23 protein-coding genes are annotated in these 21,840 nt (G+C 47.6%); 4 read left to right on the top strand and 19 right to left on the bottom strand.

Annotated features, from left to right (window positions below):
- Window positions 1–30 precede the first annotated feature (30 nt).
- On the top strand, window positions 31–567 hold the full coding sequence (locus FJ444_RS06440) for a gluconokinase (protein ID WP_140957110.1): 537 nt from the start codon (window positions 31–33) through the stop codon (window positions 565–567).
- On the opposite strand, the gene FJ444_RS06435 is transcribed toward FJ444_RS06440, so the two are convergent.
- The 15 genes from FJ444_RS06435 to yceD all read right to left on the bottom strand — a co-directional run bounded on the left by FJ444_RS06435 (window position 537) and on the right by yceD (window position 12,791).
- Window positions 537–1,535 (bottom strand): substrate-binding domain-containing protein, encoded by a 999-nt coding sequence (locus FJ444_RS06435; protein ID WP_181405088.1) that lies wholly within the window; start codon window positions 1,533–1,535, stop codon window positions 537–539. The genes FJ444_RS06440 and FJ444_RS06435 overlap by 31 nt on opposite strands.
- Before the next feature lie 193 nt (window positions 1,536–1,728).
- Window positions 1,729–2,292 carry a pyridoxamine 5'-phosphate oxidase family protein gene (locus tag FJ444_RS06430; RefSeq protein ID WP_140957108.1) on the bottom strand — a complete coding sequence of 188 codons (564 nt, stop codon included), beginning with the start codon at window positions 2,290–2,292 and terminating at the stop codon, window positions 1,729–1,731.
- A complete protein-coding gene (locus FJ444_RS06425) occupies window positions 2,289–3,080 on the bottom strand; it encodes a TatD family hydrolase (RefSeq protein WP_140957107.1) in 792 nt (263 codons plus the stop codon). Before FJ444_RS06425 ends, FJ444_RS06430 begins: the two co-directional genes overlap by 4 nt.
- Window positions 3,081–3,090: 10 nt before the next feature.
- On the bottom strand, window positions 3,091–3,999 hold the full coding sequence (holB, locus tag FJ444_RS06420; RefSeq protein WP_140957106.1) for a DNA polymerase III subunit delta': 909 nt from the start codon (window positions 3,997–3,999) through the stop codon (window positions 3,091–3,093).
- A complete protein-coding gene (gene tmk, locus FJ444_RS06415; protein WP_140957105.1) occupies window positions 3,996–4,613 on the bottom strand; it encodes a dTMP kinase in 618 nt (205 codons plus the stop codon). The genes holB and tmk overlap by 4 nt, the downstream gene beginning before the upstream one ends.
- 6 nt (window positions 4,614–4,619) lie before the next feature.
- A complete protein-coding gene (gene mltG / locus FJ444_RS06410; RefSeq protein ID WP_255439059.1) occupies window positions 4,620–5,633 on the bottom strand; it encodes an endolytic transglycosylase MltG in 1,014 nt (337 codons plus the stop codon).
- A complete protein-coding gene (gene pabC, locus FJ444_RS06405; RefSeq protein WP_181405087.1) occupies window positions 5,626–6,459 on the bottom strand; it encodes an aminodeoxychorismate lyase in 834 nt (277 codons plus the stop codon). The genes mltG and pabC overlap by 8 nt, the downstream gene beginning before the upstream one ends.
- A gap of 125 nt (window positions 6,460–6,584) precedes the next feature.
- Window positions 6,585–7,823, bottom strand: a complete 1,239-nt coding sequence (gene fabF / locus FJ444_RS06400; protein ID WP_140957102.1) for a beta-ketoacyl-ACP synthase II — start codon at window positions 7,821–7,823, stop codon at window positions 6,585–6,587.
- An 82-nt stretch (window positions 7,824–7,905) separates the two neighbouring features.
- On the bottom strand, window positions 7,906–8,145 hold the full coding sequence (gene acpP / locus FJ444_RS06395) for an acyl carrier protein (RefSeq protein ID WP_018981476.1): 240 nt from the start codon (window positions 8,143–8,145) through the stop codon (window positions 7,906–7,908).
- Between the two features lie 202 nt (window positions 8,146–8,347).
- Window positions 8,348–9,088: a 3-oxoacyl-ACP reductase FabG gene (fabG, locus tag FJ444_RS06390; RefSeq protein WP_140957101.1), complete on the bottom strand. Its 741-nt coding sequence runs from the start codon at window positions 9,086–9,088 to the stop codon at window positions 8,348–8,350.
- 15 nt (window positions 9,089–9,103) lie between these two features.
- Window positions 9,104–10,033, bottom strand: coding sequence for an ACP S-malonyltransferase (gene fabD / locus FJ444_RS06385; protein ID WP_140957100.1), 930 nt, complete (start codon window positions 10,031–10,033; stop codon window positions 9,104–9,106).
- Between the two features lie 50 nt (window positions 10,034–10,083).
- Complete coding sequence (locus tag FJ444_RS06380; protein ID WP_140957099.1) at window positions 10,084–11,049, bottom strand: beta-ketoacyl-ACP synthase III; 966 nt, start codon at window positions 11,047–11,049, stop codon at window positions 10,084–10,086.
- Window positions 11,046–12,071 carry a phosphate acyltransferase PlsX gene (gene plsX, locus FJ444_RS06375; RefSeq protein WP_140957098.1) on the bottom strand — a complete coding sequence of 342 codons (1,026 nt, stop codon included), beginning with the start codon at window positions 12,069–12,071 and terminating at the stop codon, window positions 11,046–11,048. The genes FJ444_RS06380 and plsX overlap by 4 nt, the downstream gene beginning before the upstream one ends.
- Window positions 12,072–12,089: 18 nt before the next feature.
- Window positions 12,090–12,260, bottom strand: a complete 171-nt coding sequence (rpmF, locus tag FJ444_RS06370) for a 50S ribosomal protein L32 (protein ID WP_073324727.1) — start codon at window positions 12,258–12,260, stop codon at window positions 12,090–12,092.
- 3 nt (window positions 12,261–12,263) lie between these two features.
- A complete protein-coding gene (gene yceD, locus FJ444_RS06365) occupies window positions 12,264–12,791 on the bottom strand; it encodes a 23S rRNA accumulation protein YceD (protein WP_140957097.1) in 528 nt (175 codons plus the stop codon).
- Between the two features lie 228 nt (window positions 12,792–13,019).
- Here yceD and FJ444_RS06360 point away from each other — a divergent pair, with 228 nt between their 5' ends.
- Window positions 13,020–13,643, top strand: a complete 624-nt coding sequence (locus FJ444_RS06360) for a nucleoside triphosphate pyrophosphatase (RefSeq protein WP_140957096.1) — start codon at window positions 13,020–13,022, stop codon at window positions 13,641–13,643.
- 18 nt (window positions 13,644–13,661) lie between these two features.
- On the opposite strand, the gene FJ444_RS06355 is transcribed toward FJ444_RS06360, so the two are convergent.
- Window positions 13,662–14,312 carry an HAD family hydrolase gene (locus FJ444_RS06355; protein ID WP_140957095.1) on the bottom strand — a complete coding sequence of 217 codons (651 nt, stop codon included), beginning with the start codon at window positions 14,310–14,312 and terminating at the stop codon, window positions 13,662–13,664.
- On the bottom strand, window positions 14,299–15,252 hold the full coding sequence (gene rluC / locus FJ444_RS06350; RefSeq protein WP_140957094.1) for a 23S rRNA pseudouridine(955/2504/2580) synthase RluC: 954 nt from the start codon (window positions 15,250–15,252) through the stop codon (window positions 14,299–14,301). The genes FJ444_RS06355 and rluC overlap by 14 nt, the downstream gene beginning before the upstream one ends.
- Before the next feature lie 676 nt (window positions 15,253–15,928).
- Between rluC and rne the strand changes: the two genes are divergently transcribed.
- Together rne and FJ444_RS06340 are read left to right on the top strand one after the other, a co-directional pair.
- Entirely contained in the window at window positions 15,929–19,048 is a 3,120-nt protein-coding gene (gene rne, locus FJ444_RS06345) for a ribonuclease E (RefSeq protein WP_140957093.1), read from the top strand.
- A 49-nt stretch (window positions 19,049–19,097) separates the two neighbouring features.
- The gene (locus FJ444_RS06340; RefSeq protein ID WP_140957092.1) at window positions 19,098–20,081 is read left to right on the top strand and encodes a phosphotransferase; all 984 of its coding nucleotides are present in this window, start codon (window positions 19,098–19,100) and stop codon (window positions 20,079–20,081) included.
- Window positions 20,082–20,095: 14 nt separating this feature from the next.
- Here FJ444_RS06340 and FJ444_RS06335 read toward each other — a convergent pair whose 3' ends face one another.
- Together FJ444_RS06335 and FJ444_RS06330 are read right to left on the bottom strand one after the other, a co-directional pair.
- The gene (locus FJ444_RS06335) at window positions 20,096–20,893 is read right to left on the bottom strand and encodes a class III extradiol ring-cleavage dioxygenase (RefSeq protein ID WP_140957091.1); all 798 of its coding nucleotides are present in this window, start codon (window positions 20,891–20,893) and stop codon (window positions 20,096–20,098) included.
- Complete coding sequence (locus FJ444_RS06330; RefSeq protein ID WP_140957090.1) at window positions 20,890–21,840, bottom strand: glutathione S-transferase family protein; 951 nt, start codon at window positions 21,838–21,840, stop codon at window positions 20,890–20,892. Before FJ444_RS06330 ends, FJ444_RS06335 begins: the two co-directional genes overlap by 4 nt.

The following is a 21,840-nucleotide window of genomic DNA, read 5'->3' as shown; positions in this document are numbered from 1 at the left end:
CATTTTCTTAACAACAAACAAGTATCCGCTATGACTGTATCCACGCAATCTGTAATTTATCGCTGTGTTGTAGTAATGGGGGTGAGTGGCAGCGGCAAAAGCAGCGTTGCAGCGGCACTTGCCACCTCTATGCACGCTGTATTTATTGATGGGGACGATTTGCACCCTGCCAGCAACATAGCAAAAATGGCTCAAGGTGTGCCGTTAACCGATGAAGACCGAGCGCCCTGGCTGCGGGAAATATGCCATCAGGCCAATGCAATCCTGGCCCGCGACACACATGTTGTGGTGGTATGCTCGGCACTTAAGCAACGTTACCGCGATATTTTCAGGCAACAAATCACTCATGTGTCGTTTGTTTTTCTTGACGGTTCGTATGAATTAATAGAACAGAGAATGCAGGCACGTCAGGGTCATTTTATGAAGGCAGGTATGTTAAAAAGCCAGTTTGAGACATTGGAGCGTCCAAATAGCAGCGAAAATGACATCATAACGCTAAATATTAATGAATCGATTGACGCATTGGTTGAGCGGGCCTACCAACTACTGCCTTCGGTAAGTGAATAACCTAAATCGAACTTGGTTTGATTAACCCGGGAGCCACATACTGCATCAATCAGTAACTGTGCACTTTTTCTTCCGATAGCTTCTCTGGGTGTAACCACACTGGTTAATCTGGGCTTCATCGCCTGCCCGATATCCAGCGCATTAAAACCCACCACTGCCATATCTGACGGTACGCGAATCCCCTTCTCCATGCAATATTGCATAGCGCCGATAGCGAGATCATCGTTAGTACAAAACACGCCATCAATGTTGTTATAGTTGTTTAACGCTTGTCGCATCAATGCCTGTCCCTGAGTAAAGCTGGAATGAAAGGGGGTGGCTACACTAGACGGAGTAAGGCCCGCATCCCACATAGCCTGCTCATAGCCTTTTTGTCTCAGCCGGGTGCGGTTATCCAGACGGGCGGCCAAATAAATTACGTGGCGACGACCGCGCTTAATCATGTTTGTAACGGCATGATAAGATGCCTGCATGTGATCCATACCTACCGCCATATCCAACGGCTTGTCAGGTAACTCCATGGCCTCGACTACTGGTATGCCGGCCTGCTTGATCATATTTACCGTTTTCGGCGTGTGTGTGGTTTCACACAATAGTAAGCCGTCAACGCGATAAGACAGCAGCATGGCAACTTTGCGCTCTTCAACTTTTGGATCGTACCCGGAATGAGCCAGTAAAATGTCAAATCCAGCGGGTTGAGTGATGGATTCAATGCCTTCAACCAAAGACGCAAAAACCTGATTTGACAGCGAAGGGATAATTACGCCAAGCGTCTTGGACATCGCTTTTGACATGAGCGAAGGTGCGCGGTTTTGTATGAAGCCCTGGGTTTCCACTATTCGGGCGATCCGTTCCCTGGTAGCTTTGGCTACGCGCTCCGGTTCGCGAAAATAACGCGACACCGTCATTTTGGTTATCCCCAGTTCATCAGCGATATCCTGTAGTGTCAGTGCTTTCTTATTACTCATAGCCATCCTTTACGGCCTTATTATCGGGTCAGTATGTTACAAGTAACATTACAAGTCAAAAAATGCCTGTTAAACGGTTAATACTTTAGCCAGTTGTGGCTTAGTATTATGATAACTAAGCGCTTCTTGCTCAAACGATGGAATGACATCGATGTCTCAAAAAGTCATAAAAAACAAAAGCTGTGAAGCAAGTTCAGGGCAGAATTGGCTGGCAAATCCATTGGCCATTTTGCAATTCAAATCGCTCACGGATTTGAGGATTACCGGTGAGGCTCAGATAGTCTGCGTTTCGTACGGTTAATTTGATAACCGCAAAGTGAAATGGGGGGATTTGTGTTGGTGGCGTAACAATCTTCAATGGATATTCAGGATTTTCGCGCACACTACCTGGTTCGCCCCAAAAAAACTGGGATTTTGCTGATTCTGATAACTGGGCCCAATAATCCGAACACAGTGATTCGTGCGAGTGAACGGTACAAACCTCCCCCGTTACGGAGAATCGATATTGCTCTCGGCTATGCGCAAAATACCAGCACAGCGCAGCTCTGCGATTACATTGAAAATCGAGACATTTTTGGCTGCGGGTGTCAGTAACGAGATACAACACATCCTGTGTCTCATCCAATCCCCTGAACACTACTGTTCGATTGTGTAACTGACCATCGGGAGACTGTGTCGCCAATTGAAAAAAACGACTCTCTGGTATGTCCTGAGTGAGCGCAAGGCTATTTACCAAACGCGTCCGCCAGCCGCTCATGCAGTTGCCTTCGCCTCTACTCTCTTTGCCAGTGAAAATAAACGATAGAAATTAGACGTAGTTGCTTCAGCCAGTTGCTTTGTGGATATCCCTCGTAATTTCGCGATAAATTCAGCCACTTCTACCACATAACCCGGCTGATTCTGCTTTCCGCGATAAGGTACCGGCGCCAACCAGGGCGAGTCAGTTTCAATTAACAAACGGTCTAGTGGGACAGCTTTAGCGACCTCTTGTAACTCAGTGGCTGACTTAAAGGTTACTATGCCTGAAAGGGAAATATAAAAGCCAAGTTCAATAGCCGCCTGCGCCATAGCCAAATCTTCTGTAAAGCAATGCAAAACCCCTTGAGTTCCCGGCACTAAATGGGCTTTTAACAAATCAATCGTTTCCTGGCGTGCATCACGAGTGTGGATAATCAGCGGCTTGCCAGTTTCATTTGCTACGCGGATATGGTCAATAAACGATTGTATTTGTACATCTCGCGTATCTGCACTGTAGTAATAATCCAGGCCGGTTTCACCAATGGCCACGACCTTTTCATCGCGAGCGGCAGTAAGCAAGTCGTTATAATCACAGGCATCTTCCTGGTGTAAAGGGTGCACGCCGCACGACACAGACACATCGTTAAATTCAGCCACTGTTTCTGCCATCGCAGGATAATCTTTCACCGATACGGACACACATAAAAAGTGCTCAACGCCACGACGGCGGGCAAATTCCAATGTATCGCGTAATGCCTCGGGAGATTTATCGAGTCGGTCTAAATGGCAATGTGAATCTACAAACAAAATGTGCCTCTTATGCTTGAACTAATTGAGAAAAAAGTTGTGATAACAGTAGTGTTTTATTGATGCCTGGATGCTGGGCACGCCGGGCAAATGCCAGGCACTGCTGATACCGTTCAAAATCGCTGGTACGCAGCTGCATCCGGTACTGATCATGGTAATATTGCTGACACCAGTCAAGAACCAATTCTGTACTCCCCTGCCACTTACCTGCCATCGCGGTAATATCGGCTTTACCCGCCAACATATCCGCCAAGCCATCGCTAAACTCCCGGAACGACACGCTGTTCTCATCCTGCAAAGCCTTTAATACTCTGAGCGGCGCGTTACCATATGCCTGTAGCAAGGCTTGCGAAACCTCAAAATCGCCCTGTTCGATTAACCAATTCAGGCTTTGGGCGATCTCTGGCACGGGCAAATGTACCTTTTCACAACGGCTCAGTATGGTAGGAAGCAAACTATTAATTTTACTGGTAAGCAGAAACAAATACGTATTATCAGTGGGCTCTTCCAACGTTTTCAAAAGCGCGTTTGATGCCGCTTCTGTCATTTTCTCGGCAACGGGGATCAGTAACACTTTGTGACGGCCTATTTGCGGTGTTGAACTGAGCTTGGAAATACTGGTTCGAATGGCGTCTACGCCCAACTGCTTTTCACTTTCCAGCACATGATGATCAGGATGAGTACCGGCATTTACCAGTTTACAACTCTGACACATTCCGCAAGCACCCTGCACTGACGGTTGTAAACACAAGATCCCTTTCATCATCGCATCAGCCAAACAACGTTTACCGATGCCCTCTTGCCCACTCACCAACAGGCCATGGTGCAGGCTGTGCTGTAAAAATCGTTGCATCAACGACTCACGCGTTAGCGTAAGCCAAGGCAAGAGAGAGTCTTGTGTAGCACTGTGCTGTATCATTGCAGAAACTGCTCCACAACATCACGGACCTGAACGTGAACCTCAGGCATAGTCTGCATAGCGCTTATAGTTATTATGCTTTCGTCTTGTGCAGCCAACGCCTGATATCGCGCCCGCGTGCGCTCGAAAAATGCAAGTCCCGACAGTTCAATGCGATCCAGTTCACCACGGCCACGAGCGCGCGCAAGGCCAGTTGCCGGTTCTACGTCAAGATACAGGGTTAGGTCTGGCTTGAAGCCTTTTAACGTTAGATCGCGCAAGGCAGTTAACGTTGAATGCGATATACCGCGCCCCCCGCCCTGATAGGCCTGTGAAGATAAATCGTGACGGTCGCCAATAACCCAGGTTTCTTCCGCCAAAGCCGGTTTGATCACATTCGCCAACAACTGGGCCCGGGCAGCATACATAAGCATCAGCTCGGTTTCTTCAACTACCGTTTCCTGCCAATTTTGCTTCACGCATGCTCGAATGGCCTCAGCCATAGGCGTACCGCCAGGTTCACGGGTAGTAATAGTGTGATGGCCTTTTGCCTTGATCAGCGACTCAATTAATGCAATTACCGAACTCTTGCCAGCGCCCTCAAGGCCTTCAACAACGATAAACTTTCCACTCATGGGCGCTTACTTATCCTCTATTTTTAACTGATACTGCCTGACCGCCTGATTGTGCTCCGCTAACGTAGCGGAAAACACATGGCTGCCATCACCTTTCGCTACAAAATACAGATCATCAGTAATTTCCGGTAACAATGCTGCGTTTACCGCAGCCTTACCAATCATGGCAATCGGGCCAGGAGGCAGACCTTTATGTACATAGGTATTGTACGGCGTATCTTCCCGCAAGTGTTTACGAGTCAGGTTGCCATCAAATTGCTCTCCCAGACCGTAGATCACGGTTGGGTCGGTTTGTAAGCGCATATTGCGGTCGAGGCGATTAACAAATACACCAGCGATATGCGCCCGTTCATGTTCAAGCGCGGTTTCTTTTTCAATGATGGACGCCATAATCAACACCTCGAAGGGTGTTTTATAAGGTAATCCACCTATTCGCTTTTCCCAATTATCCAATAAATACGTTTGCATCGCATTGGACGCACGCTGCACTATTACGCTGGCTTTAGTGCCTGCGGTAAAGCGATACGTTTCAGCTAATAACAATCCTTCGAGTGATGTCACATCCTGATCAGCGTGATTGCGCCAGCTATTGAGCACCGGTTGGAGGCTCTCTTCAGATAAGTCATTAGTTAATCGTGGATGAGATACCAATGTTTGTGCCCACTGCTCAAATGTCAGACCCTCAATGAGGGTTATATTGAACTGTGCTTCCTGTCCGGATGCCAACTGCGCAAACACTTCTGCCAGTGTTTTTCCCGGTTGAATCTCATATGTACCGGCGCGAATACGAGTATTGTCTGCAACAAATTTCAACCACAGTCTGGCCACCTTACGAGGCATGGGTAACCAGCCGTTGCGATCAAATTCGTTGATTGTTGCGATGGCAGTCTGCCCGCCTGGCAAGGTATACAAAACCGGGCTACTGAGTACAAGCGGCGTATTTAATTGCTGCTGAAACCAGCCGTTCGCTGCCATCCCGGCCGCGATCAGTAAGAGCACCAGTATGAACAGTTTACGCACAGGCGCTTTCCTGATCATATGCGCACTTTAATGACGTTTGTATCGCGTGAACCGGCTCCAGCGAATATTTGACAATGTCGGATTGGTTGCCCATCACCAATGAATGAGCAGGCACTATCTGCATTAACGCATTGGTGAGCATGATTGCTTCAGCATCAGCAAGATTGCGCAAATGATACTCGCCAATTTCTATATTGTTGACATGCTGTAAGATAAACTGCCGCATAACACCATTAACACCGGCCTGCGAAAGTTCTGGTGTAAACCAGATGCCCTGCTTATACCAAAATACATTAGCCGCACTGGCTTCAATAATGGTTTTATTGCGATCGGTTACTATGCAGTCGTCACAGTGCATGTTTTGCATGGCCCGTTTAACTAACACTTGTTCCAAGCGATTTGCGTGTTTTAATCCGGCTAACAACGGTTGCTGCGCCAGTGTGATTGGCGACACCGCCAATGCAATGCCATTCCTGCGCCAGTCATCATAAAATGCCGGGACCAGGTGCCAACTGACCGCAGCCGACAAAGAAACCGTGTCCGGGCGAGAATACCCGCGCCCACCCTGGCCACTTCCAATCAAGATCTTTAACACGCCGTCACTGCGCTGCATTAACGCCTGTGTAATTAGCTGTTCAATACTGTCTTTGGATACTGTCAGGCCTAACGCCGCAGCATCATTTACCAAACGCGCAATATGCCGTGACATCAAACCTACTTTGCCATCTGAAACATGCATGGTGGTAAAGACACCATCGCCGTAATTAGCCAGTCGTTCGTTCAGAGCAAATTGGTTAAGTGATTGTATTTGAACAGACTCTGTCATGCCCTGCGAAATGTAAAATCCATCATTAGGGCGAGTATAACAGTTATTAATCGGGAAATTTACTCTGAAAGCAAACAAAAACGGGAGCATGTGCTCCCGTTTTGTCATCTTTACGGCGATGCGTACTATGGGCGTTTGAAAATCAAACTGCCATTAGTACCGCCAAAGCCGAATGAGTTACATAACGCATACTCTTCTTCAAATGCTTTGGCTTTGTGTGCAACAAAATCTAAATCACACCCTTCGCCCGGATTATCGAGGTTTATGGTAGGCGGAGCCATTTTGTCACGCAGTGCCAGTATTGTAAAAATAGCTTCTACTGAACCAGCCGCACCTAATAAGTGACCCGTCATTGATTTGGTTGAACTCACCAGCAACTTATGTGCATGTTCACCAAATACACCTTTAACCGCAGACACTTCTGCAATGTCACCAGCAGGTGTAGAGGTACCATGCGCGTTAATGTAGCCGATCGTTTCACGCACAATTTGCGCATCATTAAGTGCATTCACCATAGAAGCGGCTGCACCTTCACCATTTTCTGGTGGCGAGGTCATATGATATGCGTCTCCACTCATCCCAAAGCCAACCAACTCGGCATAAATGGTCGCCCCACGAGCAACAGCTGATTCATACTCTTCCAGCATGACTACGCCAGCACCTTCGCCCATAACGAAACCGTCACGGTCTTTATCCCAGGGACGACTGGCTTGTTGTGGCGCATCGTTGCGAGACGATAAGGCGCGAGCTGCAGCAAAGCCGGCGATACCCAGCGGCGTAATAGTCGCTTCTGCGCCGCCTGCCAGCATGGCATCAGCATCGCCATAAGCAATGGTTCTGGCCGCAACACCAATGTTATGCACACCAGTGGTACACGCTGTAACGATGTTCAGGTTTGGCCCTTTAAGACCTTCCATTATCGACAGGAAGCCAGAAATCATATTAGTGATAGTAGATGGAACAAAAAATGGCGACACGCGACGTGGGCCGCTGTTCATCAACTTCACGTGATTCTGTTCAATTTGTTCAAGACCACCGATCCCAGAGCCAATCGCTACACCTACGCGATGCGCGTTGTCGGCGGTAATCGCTAAGCCTGAATCGGCTAAAGCCTGTTTACCCGCAGCTATCCCTAATTGGATAAAGCGGTCCATTTTCTTGGCTTCTTTTTTGTCGATATATTCTTGTGGGTCAAAATCATTGATTTGACCGGCAAACCGGGTGGAATAGTCACTGCAATCAAAATGGGTGATTTCACCGATCCCGCTCTCGCCCGCTAACAGACGTGTCCAGGTTTTGTCTACTGACAAACCCAGTGGGGATAGCATGCCCAGACCAGTAACCACTACGCGACGTTTTGTCACAAAATGCCCTCGCATTGGAACTTATAAGGAAGGTAAACAGAAAACGGCTCGTTATCGAGCCGTTTTATCTGGAAAAAGATGCTTACGCGTCTTTGTTTGCGTTGATGTAGTCGATAGCAGACTGAACAGTCGTGATCTTCTCAGCTTCTTCATCTGGAATCTCAGTATCGAACTCTTCTTCTAACGCCATTACCAATTCAACGGTGTCAAGTGAGTCAGCGCCTAAATCATCAACAAACGATGCTTCGGATTTAACTTCTTCTTCTTTAACACCAAGCTGCTCAACGATGATTTTTTTTACGCGCTCTTCAATGTTACTCATAATTCTAGGTTTCCCTTAACGTCACTAGATACAAAAAATGCCGCTAGTTTATTTTGCAAGCCCGAGGCTTGCAAGCAACCAGTAGAAACAAATGGCCTGGTCAAACCAGCAGCGAACCAAGTTTAATCAACAAGATTTTTACATTCAAGGTTTTATCTTCATGAGTGTCAATGCAATTTACAAATTAACACTCAAATCAGACTTAACCCATATACATACCACCATTCACCTGAATGGTTTCACCGGTTATATATGCCGCACCATTGCTTACCAGGAAGCTTACTGTGGCGGCAATTTCCTCTGGCTGACCCAAACGGTTCGCCGGAATATCTTTAAAAATCGCTTCGCGTTGTTCATCGCTTAGCGCTTTTGTCATGTCTGTATCAATAAAGCCTGGTGCCACTACGTTAACGGTAATGCCACGGGAAGCCACTTCACGTGCCAGAGATTTAGAAAAACCAATCACACCGGCTTTTGCAGCTGCGTAGTTTGCCTGACCAGCGTTGCCTGCACAACCCACTACAGAACCTATCGACACGATACGGCCGAAGCGTTTCTTCATCATTCCACGCAAAACGGCTTTTGACAATGAAAAAATGGATGTCAGGTTAGTATCCATGATTGCCTGCCACTCGTCATCTTTCATGCGCATTAGCAGATTATCGCGTGTGATACCGGCATTATTCACTAAAATATCAATTGAACCAAACTCTTCTGTAATGGCTTTCACCAGTGCTTCAGAGGCACCTGACTCAGTTACATTCAGCGTCATACCTTTGCCGCCTGTCGCCTGAAGATACTCAGTAATGGCTGCTGCGCCTGAATCGCTGGTTGCAGTACCAATTACAATTGCGCCTTGCTCAGCCAGTTGTGTAGCAATGGCTTTACCAATGCCGCGGCTTGCGCCGGTAACTAACGCAATTTTACCTTGTAAATCACTCATTTTTTACGTTCCTGTTTACGCTTCCTGCCACGCAGTAAGCGTGTCTGGTGTATTAATAGCAATATAATTAACGGTATTGGCAATGCGTTTACCCAGACCGGTTAACACTTTGCCCGGCCCAATTTCAATGACAGTGTCGATGCCTTCAGCCGCCAGGAATTCAATGGTTTTGGTCCATTGTACGGGACAATAAAGCTGACGAACCAACGCATTGCGAATAGTATCGGGATTAGATTCAACCGCTACATCGACGTTATTTACTACCTTCACTGATGGCTCATTTATCGTAATGTTAGCTAGAGCATCATCGAGTTGATCTGCTGCCGGACGCATTAACTCACAATGCGAAGGCACACTTACCGATAGCGGAAGCGCACGTTTTGCACCAGCTTCTTTACAGGCGGCGGCAGCTTGTTCGGCCGCTTTGGTTTCACCTGCAATAACGACCTGACCAGGTGAATTAAAATTAACCGGAGCCACTACATCGCCAGTAGCGATGGCGGTTTGATGGCAAATATCAGCAATGGCTTCATCGTCCAGACCGATAATCGCATACATTGCACCCGCACCAGCAGGTACTGCTTGCTGCATGAATTTTCCGCGGGATTCAACCAATTTAACCGCATCCTCAAAGGCTATTACGCCGCTGCATACTAGCGCTGAATATTCACCCAGGCTATGCCCGGCCATGTACTCGGGTTCAATGCCCTGCTCTGCTAAAATACGGTAAATCGCAACACTTGCCGTTAATAGCGCGGGTTGCGTTACTTGCGTTTCGTTTAGCTTCTCAGCATTGTTTTGTACCAGATCCCAAAGATCATAGCCTAATACAGCGGAAGCCTGAGAGAATGTTTCAATAACTGAAGGATGCGTCTCTGAAAGTTCTTTGAGCATGCCAACCGCTTGTGATCCTTGACCAGGAAATACGCAGGCGATACGAGACATAAAAATTCCTTATTATTTTTCTGATTAACTACGAACTCAATCTGCAACGCTTAATAGCGCACTAACGCAGATGCCCAGGCGAATCCACCGCCGAATGCTTCCAGCAATAAATGCTGACCACGTTGGATTCTGCCATCACGAACAGCGGTATCGAGTGCCGTAGGTACGGTCGCAGCTGACGTATTGCCATACTTCTCCAGGGTAAGTACAACCTGGTCAAGTGACATATCCAGCTTTTTCGCTGTTGCTTTTATAATTCGGAAGTTTGCTTGGTGAGGGACCAGCCAGTCAAGATCAGATTTTGCCATGTTATTGGCAGCAAGCGTCTGTTCCACTACTTCGGAAAGCTTGGTAACCGCCACTTTAAAGACTTCGTTGCCTTTCATGACACCCCAGTTTTCGTGAACAGATTGCTCATCACCACGCGTGGGGTTACCCACATACAACAAATCGCTGTATGAACCTGCAGCATTGATATGGGTAGATAAAATACCCGGCTCATCACTGGCTTCAATAAGGGTAGCACCAGCAGCATCGCCAAACAGAATAACCATTGTGCGATCAGACGGATTCACTAACCGGCTCAAACAGTCGGTGCCAATCACTAAAATACGCTTAGCCATACCACTTTTGATGTACTGGTCTGCAACACTCAGCGCGTAACAGTAACCAGCGCAGGCCGCGGCTACGTCGAAAGCGGGGATGTTGTCGAGTTGTAATATGTTTTGTATTTCACACGCGGTACTTGGTAAAGCATAACGACCTGATGTGGTTGCACATACAATCATGTCGATGGATTTAGGATCGATGCCCGCAGCCTCAATGGCTTTCTTGCTGGCTTCTGCTCCCATTGTTGCAGCCGTTTCATGCGGCCCGGCAATTCGGCGTTCTTTGATACCGGTGCGGTCTGTTATCCATTCGTCACTGGTGTCCACCATGACTTCGAGATCAGCATTAGTGCGCACATCACTGGGATAATAACTTCCCGTCCCGATAATACGTGAAAATTTGCTCAAAGTTGCTCCAATAAAACGGTTTCTATTTTACTTTTTATTTTTTCTGGCACGTTCATCTCGGCTTCCTGCTTGGCTTGCAGAATGGCATAGTAGAATGCATCGGCCGAGGCGTTACCGTGACTCTTGATCACAATGCCGCGCAATCCTATCAGACTGGCACCGTTATACTGGTCGGGGTTCACCCTGTTATACACGGTTTTTAACAGCGGAAGTGCAATTCTAGCCATCAGTCTGCTGAAAAAACTTTGCTGCGACTGACGCTTGATCTCATTTATTACCAGCTTAGCCAGACCTTCACAAGATTTAAGCGCAATATTGCCGGTAAAACCGTCGGTTACCACTACATCGGCATTATCGGTAAAGATATCATCCCCTTCCACATAGCCAATGTAATTTAACCCTTTGGCATTGCGGAACAACTGGTCGGCGTATTTTACCTGAGCATTGCCCTTGATATCTTCTTCACCCACGTTGAGCAATGCGACGCGGGGTTGCTGAATGCCACTAATTTGTTCTGCCAGCACCGAACCCATAACTCCGTACTGGAACAGAATTTCTGAGGTACAGTTAACATTAGCCCCCAGATCTAACAAAAAGACACGGTGATGACTGGCCGTTGGCATATCAGACACCAACGCGGGTCTGTCGATACCCGGCAGTGTTTTTAACACGCAAAATGCCAGCGTTAGCAACGCGCCTGTGTTTCCCGCACTGACACAAGCCTGGGCTTGACCAGACTCAACCAATTCCAGCATTCTGCGCATGGATGATTGCTTTTTATTGCGCAATGCTGACGTGGGTACTTCGCCCATTTCTACTGATTGTTCACAATGCTCAACTACAACGCGACTGCGCTGGTCGTTGGTAAGATCGTCAAGTGCCGGGGATATGATTTCTTCACGACCGCACAGAATAAACTGCACATCGGGAAGTGATTGAATAGCTTGCTTTGCAGCTGAAAGAATAACAGGGGGACCGTGATCGCCCCCCATGATATCTAACGCAATGGTTAGTTTAGACAAAATGTCAGCACCAGTAACTTAGTTACCGATGACTTTTTTGCCTTTGTAGTAACCATCAGCGGTTACGTGGTGACGACGGTGTGTTTCACCCGACGTTGAATCGACAGACAAAGTCGCGCCTGTCAATGCATCGTGTGAACGACGCATGCCACGCTTACTACGCGTTTTACGATTTTGTTGTACAGCCATAACTTACTCCTGGTCTCGCTTAAGTTCTTTCAAAACCGCGAAAGGGTTTGGTTGCTTTTGTTCCGGTTCAATCTCACCGAACTGCATGTCATCACTTGATCCTGTACACGCTTCCTCTGCATGAAAGGGTACAATGGGCAATGACAAAATCAACTCGTCTTCAAACAAATGAAGCAGACTGACTTCTCCATGGTCGCCGACCTCTACCGGATCATAGGCTTCGGGTAATGCTTCTGCGTCTTGTTGCCCCTGCACTGGGCTAAAACAAAATTCAACATGAAGTGGACAATCAAATGCCTCATTACACCGCTGACAGATAAGTGATACCTTAGTATCAAGTGCACCGCGGAATACAGTAAGACCCTGCTCGTCTTTTTTGAACTGCACTTCCACGTCAACCCATTCGTCATAACTGACAACTGAGCCGGCTAATCGTTCCATATCTTTAACGGCTAACACGCCCTTATAATCTGAACGTTTTAGCGCGCTTTTGACAGGATCGACCTGATGAGGTAATTTCACTTTCTGCATAGGGCGCGCATAATATAGCGTCAACCCTTTACTGTCAAAGGATTAATGGTCTTTTTAATCAATTAAGAAGCAGCGGATGTTTTCCCAAAGTGTTGGGATTTGCAATGGTGGCAAAATCCTGTGAAAAACCCTATACCGAAAAGAAAATTCCGCTACACTATCGATAAAGGGCTGCCTCATACTGTATAGTCAGCAGGCGTAATATATAAAAACTAAACGACTGAAATTATGAGAAAAAAATCATACCCAAGACTTATTCTTGCTTCGTCTTCACGGTATCGGTTAGCGCAGTTAGCCAATATTGGGCTACAGCTACCTGGCATATCACCCTCCATTGACGAAACGCCACTTGCTCAGGAAGGGCCTGAAGCACTGGCCGCAAGATTAGCGCAAAGTAAAGCAGAACAAATTGCAGCTGACTACCCGGATGCCATCATCATAGCGGGTGATCAGGTAGCCGCGGTAACCGATTCATCAGGCACACTTCACTCTCTGGGCAAACCTGGCGATCTGCAGAACGCCATTGCCCAGTTGAAATTGTGTTCGGGTAATACGGTTACGTTTTATACGGCACTTAGCCTGGTACACAACGCAAAATCGGCCACGCTAACTCAGGTAGAAACGGTAAAGGTTACATTCAGAACATTAACTGAAACGACCATTGAGCGCTATCTGCTTAGCGAACAACCCTACGATTGTGCGGGAAGTTTCCGGGCAGAAGGTAAAGGGGTGTTGTTGTTTGACCGCATAGAATCACGTGACCCCAATACCCTGATTGGGATGCCTATAATGCTGTTGCGGGATATGCTGGCCAAATGGAATATCGACTTAGCGCGCATCGTAATGCGCTAAAATAAACTCTGACAGCAATTATGCTGTCAGTACCTGATGCAATTCGCTTATCGAATGCACAATAGTCTTAGGCTGATGTTTTTCTAAATTCACTTGGGCGTGTACGCCGTAGCTCACGCCAACCCTGTCCATACCAATTACCTGAGCCATTTGCATGTCGTAAGTGGTGTCGCCAATCATTAATGCCTGAGAGGGCGATAATCCCCGTTCATTCAACAATTGCAACAGCATATCAGGAGAAGGTTTGGATTCGGCTTCGTCGGCACATCGCGATGTGGTAAAAAAGTGTCCCGTGCCCGTTTGTTGCCAGGCTCGCTCCAACCCGCGACGTGCTTTCCCTGTTGCAACAGCCAGCGTATGCTGATTTGAGACCAGATCCGACAGCATATCCTCAACCCCATTAAACAATGGACATGGTGTGGTATCGGCGCCTAAGTATACCTCTTTATAGGCTTCAACCAGTCGATCGGCCAATTGCTCGTCGTCAATACTGAACAATTGTTTAATGGCCGGCTTCAGGCTAATACCAATAATATGGCTCACCGCATCGTTGGAGGGTACATCTATGTCACACATTGCAGCGGCTTGTTGCATACAAGTAACAATCTTGGCCGCAGAATCCATCAGGGTGCCATCCCAGTCAAAAATGATTAGCTCATACTGCTTCATTGAGTTTCTCTAAGGTTCTGCTTAACACATCGTCAAGTGGCGCGTTAAATGTAACAGGCTCTTCTGTTTTTGGATGAAATAAACGCAAGCTGGCCGCATGCAGGAACAATCGGTTTAACCCCACGCTGAGCATAGTCTGGTCAAATTCAGCATCGCCGTATTTATCATCACAGGCAATGGGATGACCGGCATGCAAACAATGTACGCGGATCTGGTGTGTTCTGCCTGTAATGGGCGAAGCCTCCACCAACGTAGCCTGTGCAAATCGCTCCAGTATACGATAGCGTGTTTCCGATGGTTTGCCGTGCTCTGATACGTTCACTAACCGCTCACCCGATTGCAGAACATTTTTTTGTAATGGGGCTTTTACCTTGAAGCGATTATCCGGCCACTGACCTTTCACCAGTGCGTGATAACGCTTGTCCATTTTCCCTTCGCGCAGCTGCTCGTGCATATGGCGAAGTGCTGAACGCTTTTTAGCCACCAGAATACATCCTGATGTATCGCGGTCGAGGCGATGAACCAGTTCCATAAACTTCGCTTCGGGGCGCAATGCACGCAGACCTTCAATCAACCCAAAACTCAAACCACTGCCACCGTGTACAGCCAGGCCCGAAGGCTTGTTAAACACAATGATGTGATCGTCTTCAAACAGAATATGGTCTTCTAAACTGGCAATTTTATTCAGTTTAGGCGATGGCGCTTCGGGCTTGTCACTTACTTTTACCGGCGGAATGCGAATAACATCGCCAGGCTGCAGTTTGTACTCAGGCTTTACCCGCTTTTTGTTTACCCTGACTTCACCTTTGCGAAGAATGCGGTAAATAAGACTCTTCGGTACGCCCTTTAATTGTGTGCGTAAAAAGTTATCGATGCGCTGCCCGGCGAGATCCGGCTCAGCTTCAATTAATTGTACTTGGGATGGATTAGATGTATTCATGCCGCGTCATTTTATCCTATCCCCTGCTGCGGAGTAAGTGATTTCAACAACTTTATTTTTGGGCTGTAAAGTTGAGTAAAAGAATGGCCGAGGCACGCTGAAATCCAACGAGGCGCGCTTTATGGCAGTTTTATTTGGCACTTTAATCGGTATTACTTGCCTATTTTTAAACTTTGATGCGATAATCCGAATGTTTTAACCGCAAAGGCACTACCCAAACAGACCGTCATGCGCGATGTTAAAATAATCAACATTAAGCTTAATTAAGTTTAATGACATGTCGTGGTGTCCTCATGTGCAACGGTTAAGCCGTAAGCAAATCAAGAAAGCAATGAGGGAATAACGCAGCGATGGCACTTGCCCGCTTCGAAAACTACCGCGATTAGAGCGAAAATCGTTTTGCCGTTTAGACATACAGAATTGAATTGACAAAAGCGTACTGACTCTCTGAAGTTAATGTCGGTACCTACAAAAAAAGTGAATCAGGGCCCGTTGTTCCCGACACCCAATAACAGACAGAACGCCGAGCGGAAAACACGCTGTGGCCGAGAAAATTAAGGGTAATACAACTTACAACAGGATCCCCGCCCAACGAGAGGTTGCGCGGTGAGGTTTTGCACAGTCATTACAATTGTGTATCTAGGCGGCTGTAAGCACTATTACAGAGTCAGATACAATGAAAAGAATGCTAATCAATGCAACTCAACAAGAAGAGTTGCGAGTAGCCTTAGTCGACGGGCAGCGCCTGTACGATTTGGACATCGAAAGTCCAGGACACGAGCAAAAAAAAGCCAACATCTATAAAGGTAAAATCACCCGCGTCGAACCCAGTCTGGAAGCAGCGTTTGTCGATTATGGCGCAGACCGCCACGGTTTCCTTCCCCTCAAAGAAATTGCCCGCACTTATTTCCCTAAAGATTACAAACTCGAAGGCCGTCCAAACATCAAAGATGTGATCAAGGAAGGACAGGAAGTTATTGTTCAGATCGATAAAGAAGAACGCGGTCAAAAAGGTGCAGCACTCACCACTTTCCTGTCACTGGCAGGTAGTTATCTGGTGCTGATGCCCAACAATCCGCGTGCAGGTGGTATTTCTCGCCGCATCGAAGGCGATGAGCGCACAGACTTAAAAACCGCACTGAACGAACTGGAACTACCTGATGGTATGGGACTGATTGTTCGTACCGCCGGTGTTGGTAAATCATATGAAGAACTCGCGTGGGATTTACGCGTACTGCTAACCCATTGGGAAGCCGTATCTAAAGTAGCTGAAGAGCGCCCTGCTCCCTTCCTGATTCACCAGGAAAGCAATGTTATCGTTCGCGCTATCCGTGACTATTTGCGTCGCGATGTCGGTGAGATTCTGATCGACAAGCCAAGCGTGTACGAACAGGCTCTGCAACACATTCAATTAGTTCGACCAGACTTTGCTAACCGGGTAAAACTGTATAAAGGCGATGTGCCCTTATTCAACCATTATCAAATTGAAAGTCAGATCGAATCAGCGTTTGAACGTGAAGTTCGCTTACCATCAGGCGGTTCAATTGTTATCGACCCAACAGAAGCGCTGACATCAATCGATATCAACTCTGCTCGCGCAACCAAAGGCGGAGACATTGAGGAAACGGCATTAAATACCAACCTGGAAGCTGCCGACGAAATTGCTAGACAGTTGCGTTTGCGCGACCTGGGTGGTCTGGTGGTTATCGACTTTATCGATATGACACCAGTACGTCACCAGCGCGAAGTAGAAAACCGCATTAAAGAAGCTGTGCGCCCTGACCGAGCTCGTATACAACTTGGTCGCATTTCGCGCTTTGGTTTGCTTGAAATGTCCCGACAGCGTCTGCGTCCGTCACTGGGTGAGTCTACCCATCACGTATGTCCCCGCTGTTCTGGTCTCGGCACTATCCGTGGTACAGAATCGCTGGCGTTGTCGATTCTTCGAATTCTTGAAGAAGAGAGCATCAAAGACAATACAGGTCAAATCGAAGCGCAATTACCTGTTCCGGTTGCTACTTATTTGTTAAATGAAAAACGCAAAGCGATTCAAAGTATTGAAAAGCGCCACGGCGTTAGCTTGCTAATCATTCCAAACCCGAATTTTGAAACGCCGCATTATCAAATTGTACGCCACCGTACTGATGATGTGATCACAGATGCCAGCTACAACATTAAGCTGGCTGAACTGGATTCAGACGACGATAATCCGCGTTCTGTGGTTCCTGTTAAGCGTGAAGAGCCAGCATTACAGGGCTTTATAGCGCCAACTCAGGCTCCTATTGTTCAGCCCGTTGTTCAGGAAACCAAAGTTGAGCAGAAACCTAGCTTGTTCGCTGCCTTAGGCAACTGGTTAAGCAAGCTGTTCAGCAGTGAAGAAGAAGCGCCGAAAGAAGAGCCAAAGCCTAACCGCAATGGCGGGCAGAACAACCGCAAACGCCAGAGCGATAATCGCCGTAATCCTCGCAACAATAATAAGAATCGTCGCAAGGATAGCAGTGAGCGTTCAACTGACGCGCCAGAAAAAGAAGCGTCAAACGAATCTTCGGGCAACAAGCCACGTCAGGACCGCAATAATAATCGTGGCAGAAACCGTTCACGTAAACCGCAGTCTGATAGAGCTCAAGACACTACTCAGGTAGAAAGCACCGAAGTGGTAGCGACTGAAGTGACTGAGGAGCAGACTACCGAGAAGAGAGTAGTCAGAGAGCGTCGTCAGCGCCGTAACATGAAAGGCAGCGTAAGAGCCAAGGCTAATCAGGCTGACGATAAGAAAACTGACAATGCTCAAACTGTGCCGGTTGAAACGAAAAAGGCAGACGTTGCAAAAGCTGAGAAGGCTGCTGCAGTAGTTGATACAACAGAATCTGACATTGCTGAGGTTACAACACAAACTCAGTCTGACGCGCCTGTTGTAAATCAAACAGTAGCAACAGATTCAGATGCAGAGTCAATGCCAGTTGTTAGCGATGCAGACAACGCAGAGCAAACCGATTCAGATGACGACAATGCGAAAGCAGAAAAAGGTTCACGCAGCCGCAGTCGTCGTTCGCCTCGTCATGCTCGTGCAGCAGGACAGCGTCGTAAGAAAGAAAAGCAGCCTGAAGCAGAAGACGACGCAGCTCAGCCAGTTCAACAGGACGAATTGCAGTTCGATATGCCTGAAAGCACTAGCGAGCTAGCAGAAAACCCATCGGCAGAGCCCAAGCAGGTAGAGATTAACCTGGAGGCTGAAGCGGCACCGGTGGTTGAAGAAACCGCAACACCAGTCGAAGAAGCTACTCCAACGCCTGTAGAAGAGGTTGTGCCTGAATCAACACAGATTGCCGAAGCCCCGGAAGCTATTGAAGCAAGCGAAGCTGCGGACAGCGTGAACGCGGATGTTCAGTTGAATGCGACTGAATCCGATGTTGAAAACGACGTTCCGGTTGCTGAAACAGCGCAAGTTGAAGCTGAAGCAGAAGCGGAAGCCGGAATACCGGTAACCGAAGAAGCTATACCAGAAGCAGTAGCGCCTGTGGAAACAGTTGCAGAGCAAGCACCAGCTGTTGAAGCTAAGCCTGCTAAAGCAGTAAAAACGGTATCGGTTGTTCAGATGGCAAGTAGCCTGGGTAAATTCAGCGTGTCTCACCCAATGGCTAATCCACCAGTAGTGAATGATCCGATTGTAGACATTGCGTTAACAGCCAAACAGGATGGTCAGCGTCCTGCCCTGATTATTTCAGGTAGGTCGGCCACGATAGCCAGCGCGACCAACTCTGCGTCGGCTCCAACTACGCGGCCTGCAACATTGTAAGCATCACAAAGGCGGCCGATAAGCCGCCTTTTTTATTACCCGCAATATCATGAAGACGCAACACGCTTTACTCCCTAACCACATTATGGATTGGCTATATTCGGTAACTCAGGACTCTGCGCTTGAGCAATTTACCCTTGTACAGCCATTGTGGAGTAACTTTGGCAAATTGGTTCGTTGCTTCTCACCTGCACATCAAACCCCTTTTATAGTTAAATGGATTTGCCAGCCAGCAGACTTCAAACACCCCAGAGGTCGGAATAGTCAGGTTAGTCAGCAACGTAAGTGGCACTCCTATGCTGTTGAACGTGAATTTTACCAAAAGTATGCAAAGCCAAAGCATTGTGCGCTTCCACGTTTGATTGCTCAGCAACAACTCACAGACAGCCAGTGTCTGGTATTATCCGACTTAGACTTTGAAGGATATCCTGCCCGCCCTGATCAACTGACACCGCAGCAATGTGAGCCGGTGTTACGTTGGCTGGCTGCATTTCATGCAGAATACATCAATACTGCTCCCGATGAATTATGGGAAAGAGGCAGTTACTGGCACCTGGGAACCCGCCAGGATGAGTGGCAAAACATGGAAAGTGGGCCGTTAAAAAGTTCGGCATCAAAACTGGACAATGCGCTTCGCAATTGCCCGTATCAAACCCTTATCCATGGCGACGCCAAACTGGCGAACTTTTGTTTCAGTGAAGATTTACACCACGTAGCTGCGGTGGATTTTCAATATGTAGGCGGCGGCACGGGCGTGCAGGATGTCACCTATTTTCTGGGCAGCGCCCTTACTGAAAGCCAATTGCTAACGCAAACAGAGTCTTTGCTGGATAGCTATTTTGAAACATTGGCTGAGCGGCTGGTGAAACGATTCGACACACAGTTCGCTGCCAATGTATGCCTGCACTGGCGCGACTTGTACGACATTGCCAGCGCCGACTTTCACCGCTTTTTGAGCGGATGGAGTCCATCCCATGCCAAAATAAACCGGGCACTTCACCATCACACCCGAATAGCCCTAAACAAGCTCTAACAAGCTGAACAACCTTAAAGCCACCCAAAGAAACCAGCGCGTTTATTCAACACCGTGATTTCTTCGTAGTCATCAGTGCCCCGTCCCGCTGCACCGGCGCAGACCAACAGTGGCAGTAAATGCTCTTCTCGTGGATGACAAAAGCGCGCACCAGGAGCATGTTGCCAGTCATTCAGTTGTTCCCGGATATGCGAATAGTCGTTAGCGGCAGACAAGGTGCTTTTCAGCCATTGTTCAAAAGCGTAATTTAGCCCATCACTTTGTTCCGTTGACGGCGAGAAAAATGCCCGCATGTTATGGAACGAAAACCCCGAACCAATAATGAGCAAGTCTTCATCAGGTAGGTTCGACAATACCTCACCTATTTTAAGATGCAGTTCTGGATCAAGTGATGCTGACAACGACACCTGAACAACCGGAATGTCCGCGTTGGGGTACATGAGTTTCAGCGGCACAAATACACCATGATCAAGCCCACGTTTAGATTCTTTACCCGCCTGAATGCCAGCTTTAATTAGCGCATTAACAATACTCTCAGCTAAATCTGGCGCACCCGCGCAAGGATAAGTAATATTATAACTTTCAGGGGGAAAGCCATAATAGTCGTAAACCAATTCAGGCTTTAACGCGCTGGTTACCCGAATGTCTTGTGCCTCCCAATGCGCACTCACCACTATAATTGCTTTAGGTTTACGCAATCGCTTGGGTAAATGAACAAGTTGTTTAATCAGCGCGGCATGAGCAGGATCATTTAACAACGGCAGCGGACCACCGCCATGGGAAATAAACACAATTTGATGTGAGGAACTCATAAACTTAACTCCGGCCCTTTGGGGATAATACCCGATGGATTCAGCGCTTTAATAGAATAATACCCGGCTTTGATGTGATTGATGCTTACTGTTCCAGCCATCCCGTCCAACTGCATGATTCGAAGCATATACCGATGCAGATATTGATAATCCCGTATATGCTTTTTATTGCACTTAAACAAGCTGTAGTAAGCGGCATCAAAACGCACCAGGGTGACAAATAGCCGAATATCGGTTTCGGTAAGTTGATCACCTAACAGGTACTTGCGTCCGTCATCGAGCGCGCTTTCCAATTGCTCAAGCATAGAAAATACGTTGTCAAAGGCTTCATTGTACGCCTGTTGTGACGATGCAAACCCTGCCTGATACACGCCATTGTTCAAACGGGCGTAAATCACATCATTCCACTGATCGATATCTTTTGCTAAATGCGCAGGATACAAGTTGGGTCCATGCTGCGTGTACCCGGAAAAAGCGGTATTCAGCATTCGAACAATATCAGCCGATTCATTGTTCACTATGGTTTGTTGTTGTTTATCCCACAACACAGGAACCGTGGCACGTCCGGTGAAACCAGTATCCGCCTTGCTGTAGATCTCATGCAAATAGGTTGCATGTAACATTGGGTCTGGCTCAGCCCCCTCATACCCACCGAATTGCCACCCCTGTTCACTCAGTTGCGGATTGACAATCGTCACACTGATGTAGCGGGTTAATCCTTTCAGGGCTAACACCGCTAAAACCCGGCTTGCCCAAGGACAGATTAACGCCGCATAAAGGTGATAACGTCCAGGCTCGGCCTTAAACCCGCCTTTACCGGTGGGGCCCGGTGTACCGTCGGGCGTTATCCAATTGCGAAAGGATGAGGTTTGTCGGATAAACCTGCCCTGCTCATCTTTATTTTGAACGGGATGCCAATCGGCATCCCATTTTCCATTGACTAACAT

The organism is Aestuariibacter sp. GS-14, assembly GCF_006494365.1.
In the GTDB taxonomy this organism is placed as follows: domain Bacteria; phylum Pseudomonadota; class Gammaproteobacteria; order Enterobacterales; family Alteromonadaceae; genus Alteromonas; species Alteromonas mangrovi.
This window is presented reverse-complemented; position numbering and strand designations above follow the sequence as displayed.

What these genes read in the sequence shown, in the direction of transcription:
- FJ444_RS06435 (WP_181405088.1), bottom strand. Translation starts at nt 1,535, where the DNA reads ATGAGTAATAAGAAAGCACTGACACTACAGGATATCGCTGATGAACTG.
- pabC (WP_181405087.1), bottom strand. Translation starts at nt 6,459, where the DNA reads ATGACAGAGTCTGTTCAAATACAATCACTTAACCAATTTGCTCTGAAC.
- FJ444_RS06360 (WP_140957096.1), top strand. Translation starts at nt 13,020, where the DNA reads ATGAGAAAAAAATCATACCCAAGACTTATTCTTGCTTCGTCTTCACGG.
- fabG (WP_140957101.1), bottom strand. Translation starts at nt 9,088, where the DNA reads ATGAGTGATTTACAAGGTAAAATTGCGTTAGTTACCGGCGCAAGCCGC.
- acpP (WP_018981476.1), bottom strand. Translation starts at nt 8,145, where the DNA reads ATGAGTAACATTGAAGAGCGCGTAAAAAAAATCATCGTTGAGCAGCTT.
- holB (WP_140957106.1), bottom strand. Translation starts at nt 3,999, where the DNA reads ATGATACAGCACAGTGCTACACAAGACTCTCTCTTGCCTTGGCTTACG.
- rpmF (WP_073324727.1), bottom strand. Translation starts at nt 12,260, where the DNA reads ATGGCTGTACAACAAAATCGTAAAACGCGTAGTAAGCGTGGCATGCGT.
- fabD (WP_140957100.1), bottom strand. Translation starts at nt 10,033, where the DNA reads ATGTCTCGTATCGCCTGCGTATTTCCTGGTCAAGGATCACAAGCGGTT.
- FJ444_RS06330 (WP_140957090.1), bottom strand. Translation starts at nt 21,840, where the DNA reads ATGTTAGTCAATGGAAAATGGGATGCCGATTGGCATCCCGTTCAAAAT.
- tmk (WP_140957105.1), bottom strand. Translation starts at nt 4,613, where the DNA reads ATGAGTGGAAAGTTTATCGTTGTTGAAGGCCTTGAGGGCGCTGGCAAG.
- FJ444_RS06440 (WP_140957110.1), top strand. Translation starts at nt 31, where the DNA reads ATGACTGTATCCACGCAATCTGTAATTTATCGCTGTGTTGTAGTAATG.
- rne (WP_140957093.1), top strand. Translation starts at nt 15,929, where the DNA reads ATGAAAAGAATGCTAATCAATGCAACTCAACAAGAAGAGTTGCGAGTA.
- yceD (WP_140957097.1), bottom strand. Translation starts at nt 12,791, where the DNA reads ATGCAGAAAGTGAAATTACCTCATCAGGTCGATCCTGTCAAAAGCGCG.
- FJ444_RS06355 (WP_140957095.1), bottom strand. Translation starts at nt 14,312, where the DNA reads ATGAAGCAGTATGAGCTAATCATTTTTGACTGGGATGGCACCCTGATG.
- FJ444_RS06430 (WP_140957108.1), bottom strand. Translation starts at nt 2,292, where the DNA reads ATGAGCGGCTGGCGGACGCGTTTGGTAAATAGCCTTGCGCTCACTCAG.
- FJ444_RS06335 (WP_140957091.1), bottom strand. Translation starts at nt 20,893, where the DNA reads ATGAGTTCCTCACATCAAATTGTGTTTATTTCCCATGGCGGTGGTCCG.
- FJ444_RS06340 (WP_140957092.1), top strand. Translation starts at nt 19,098, where the DNA reads ATGAAGACGCAACACGCTTTACTCCCTAACCACATTATGGATTGGCTA.
- rluC (WP_140957094.1), bottom strand. Translation starts at nt 15,252, where the DNA reads ATGAATACATCTAATCCATCCCAAGTACAATTAATTGAAGCTGAGCCG.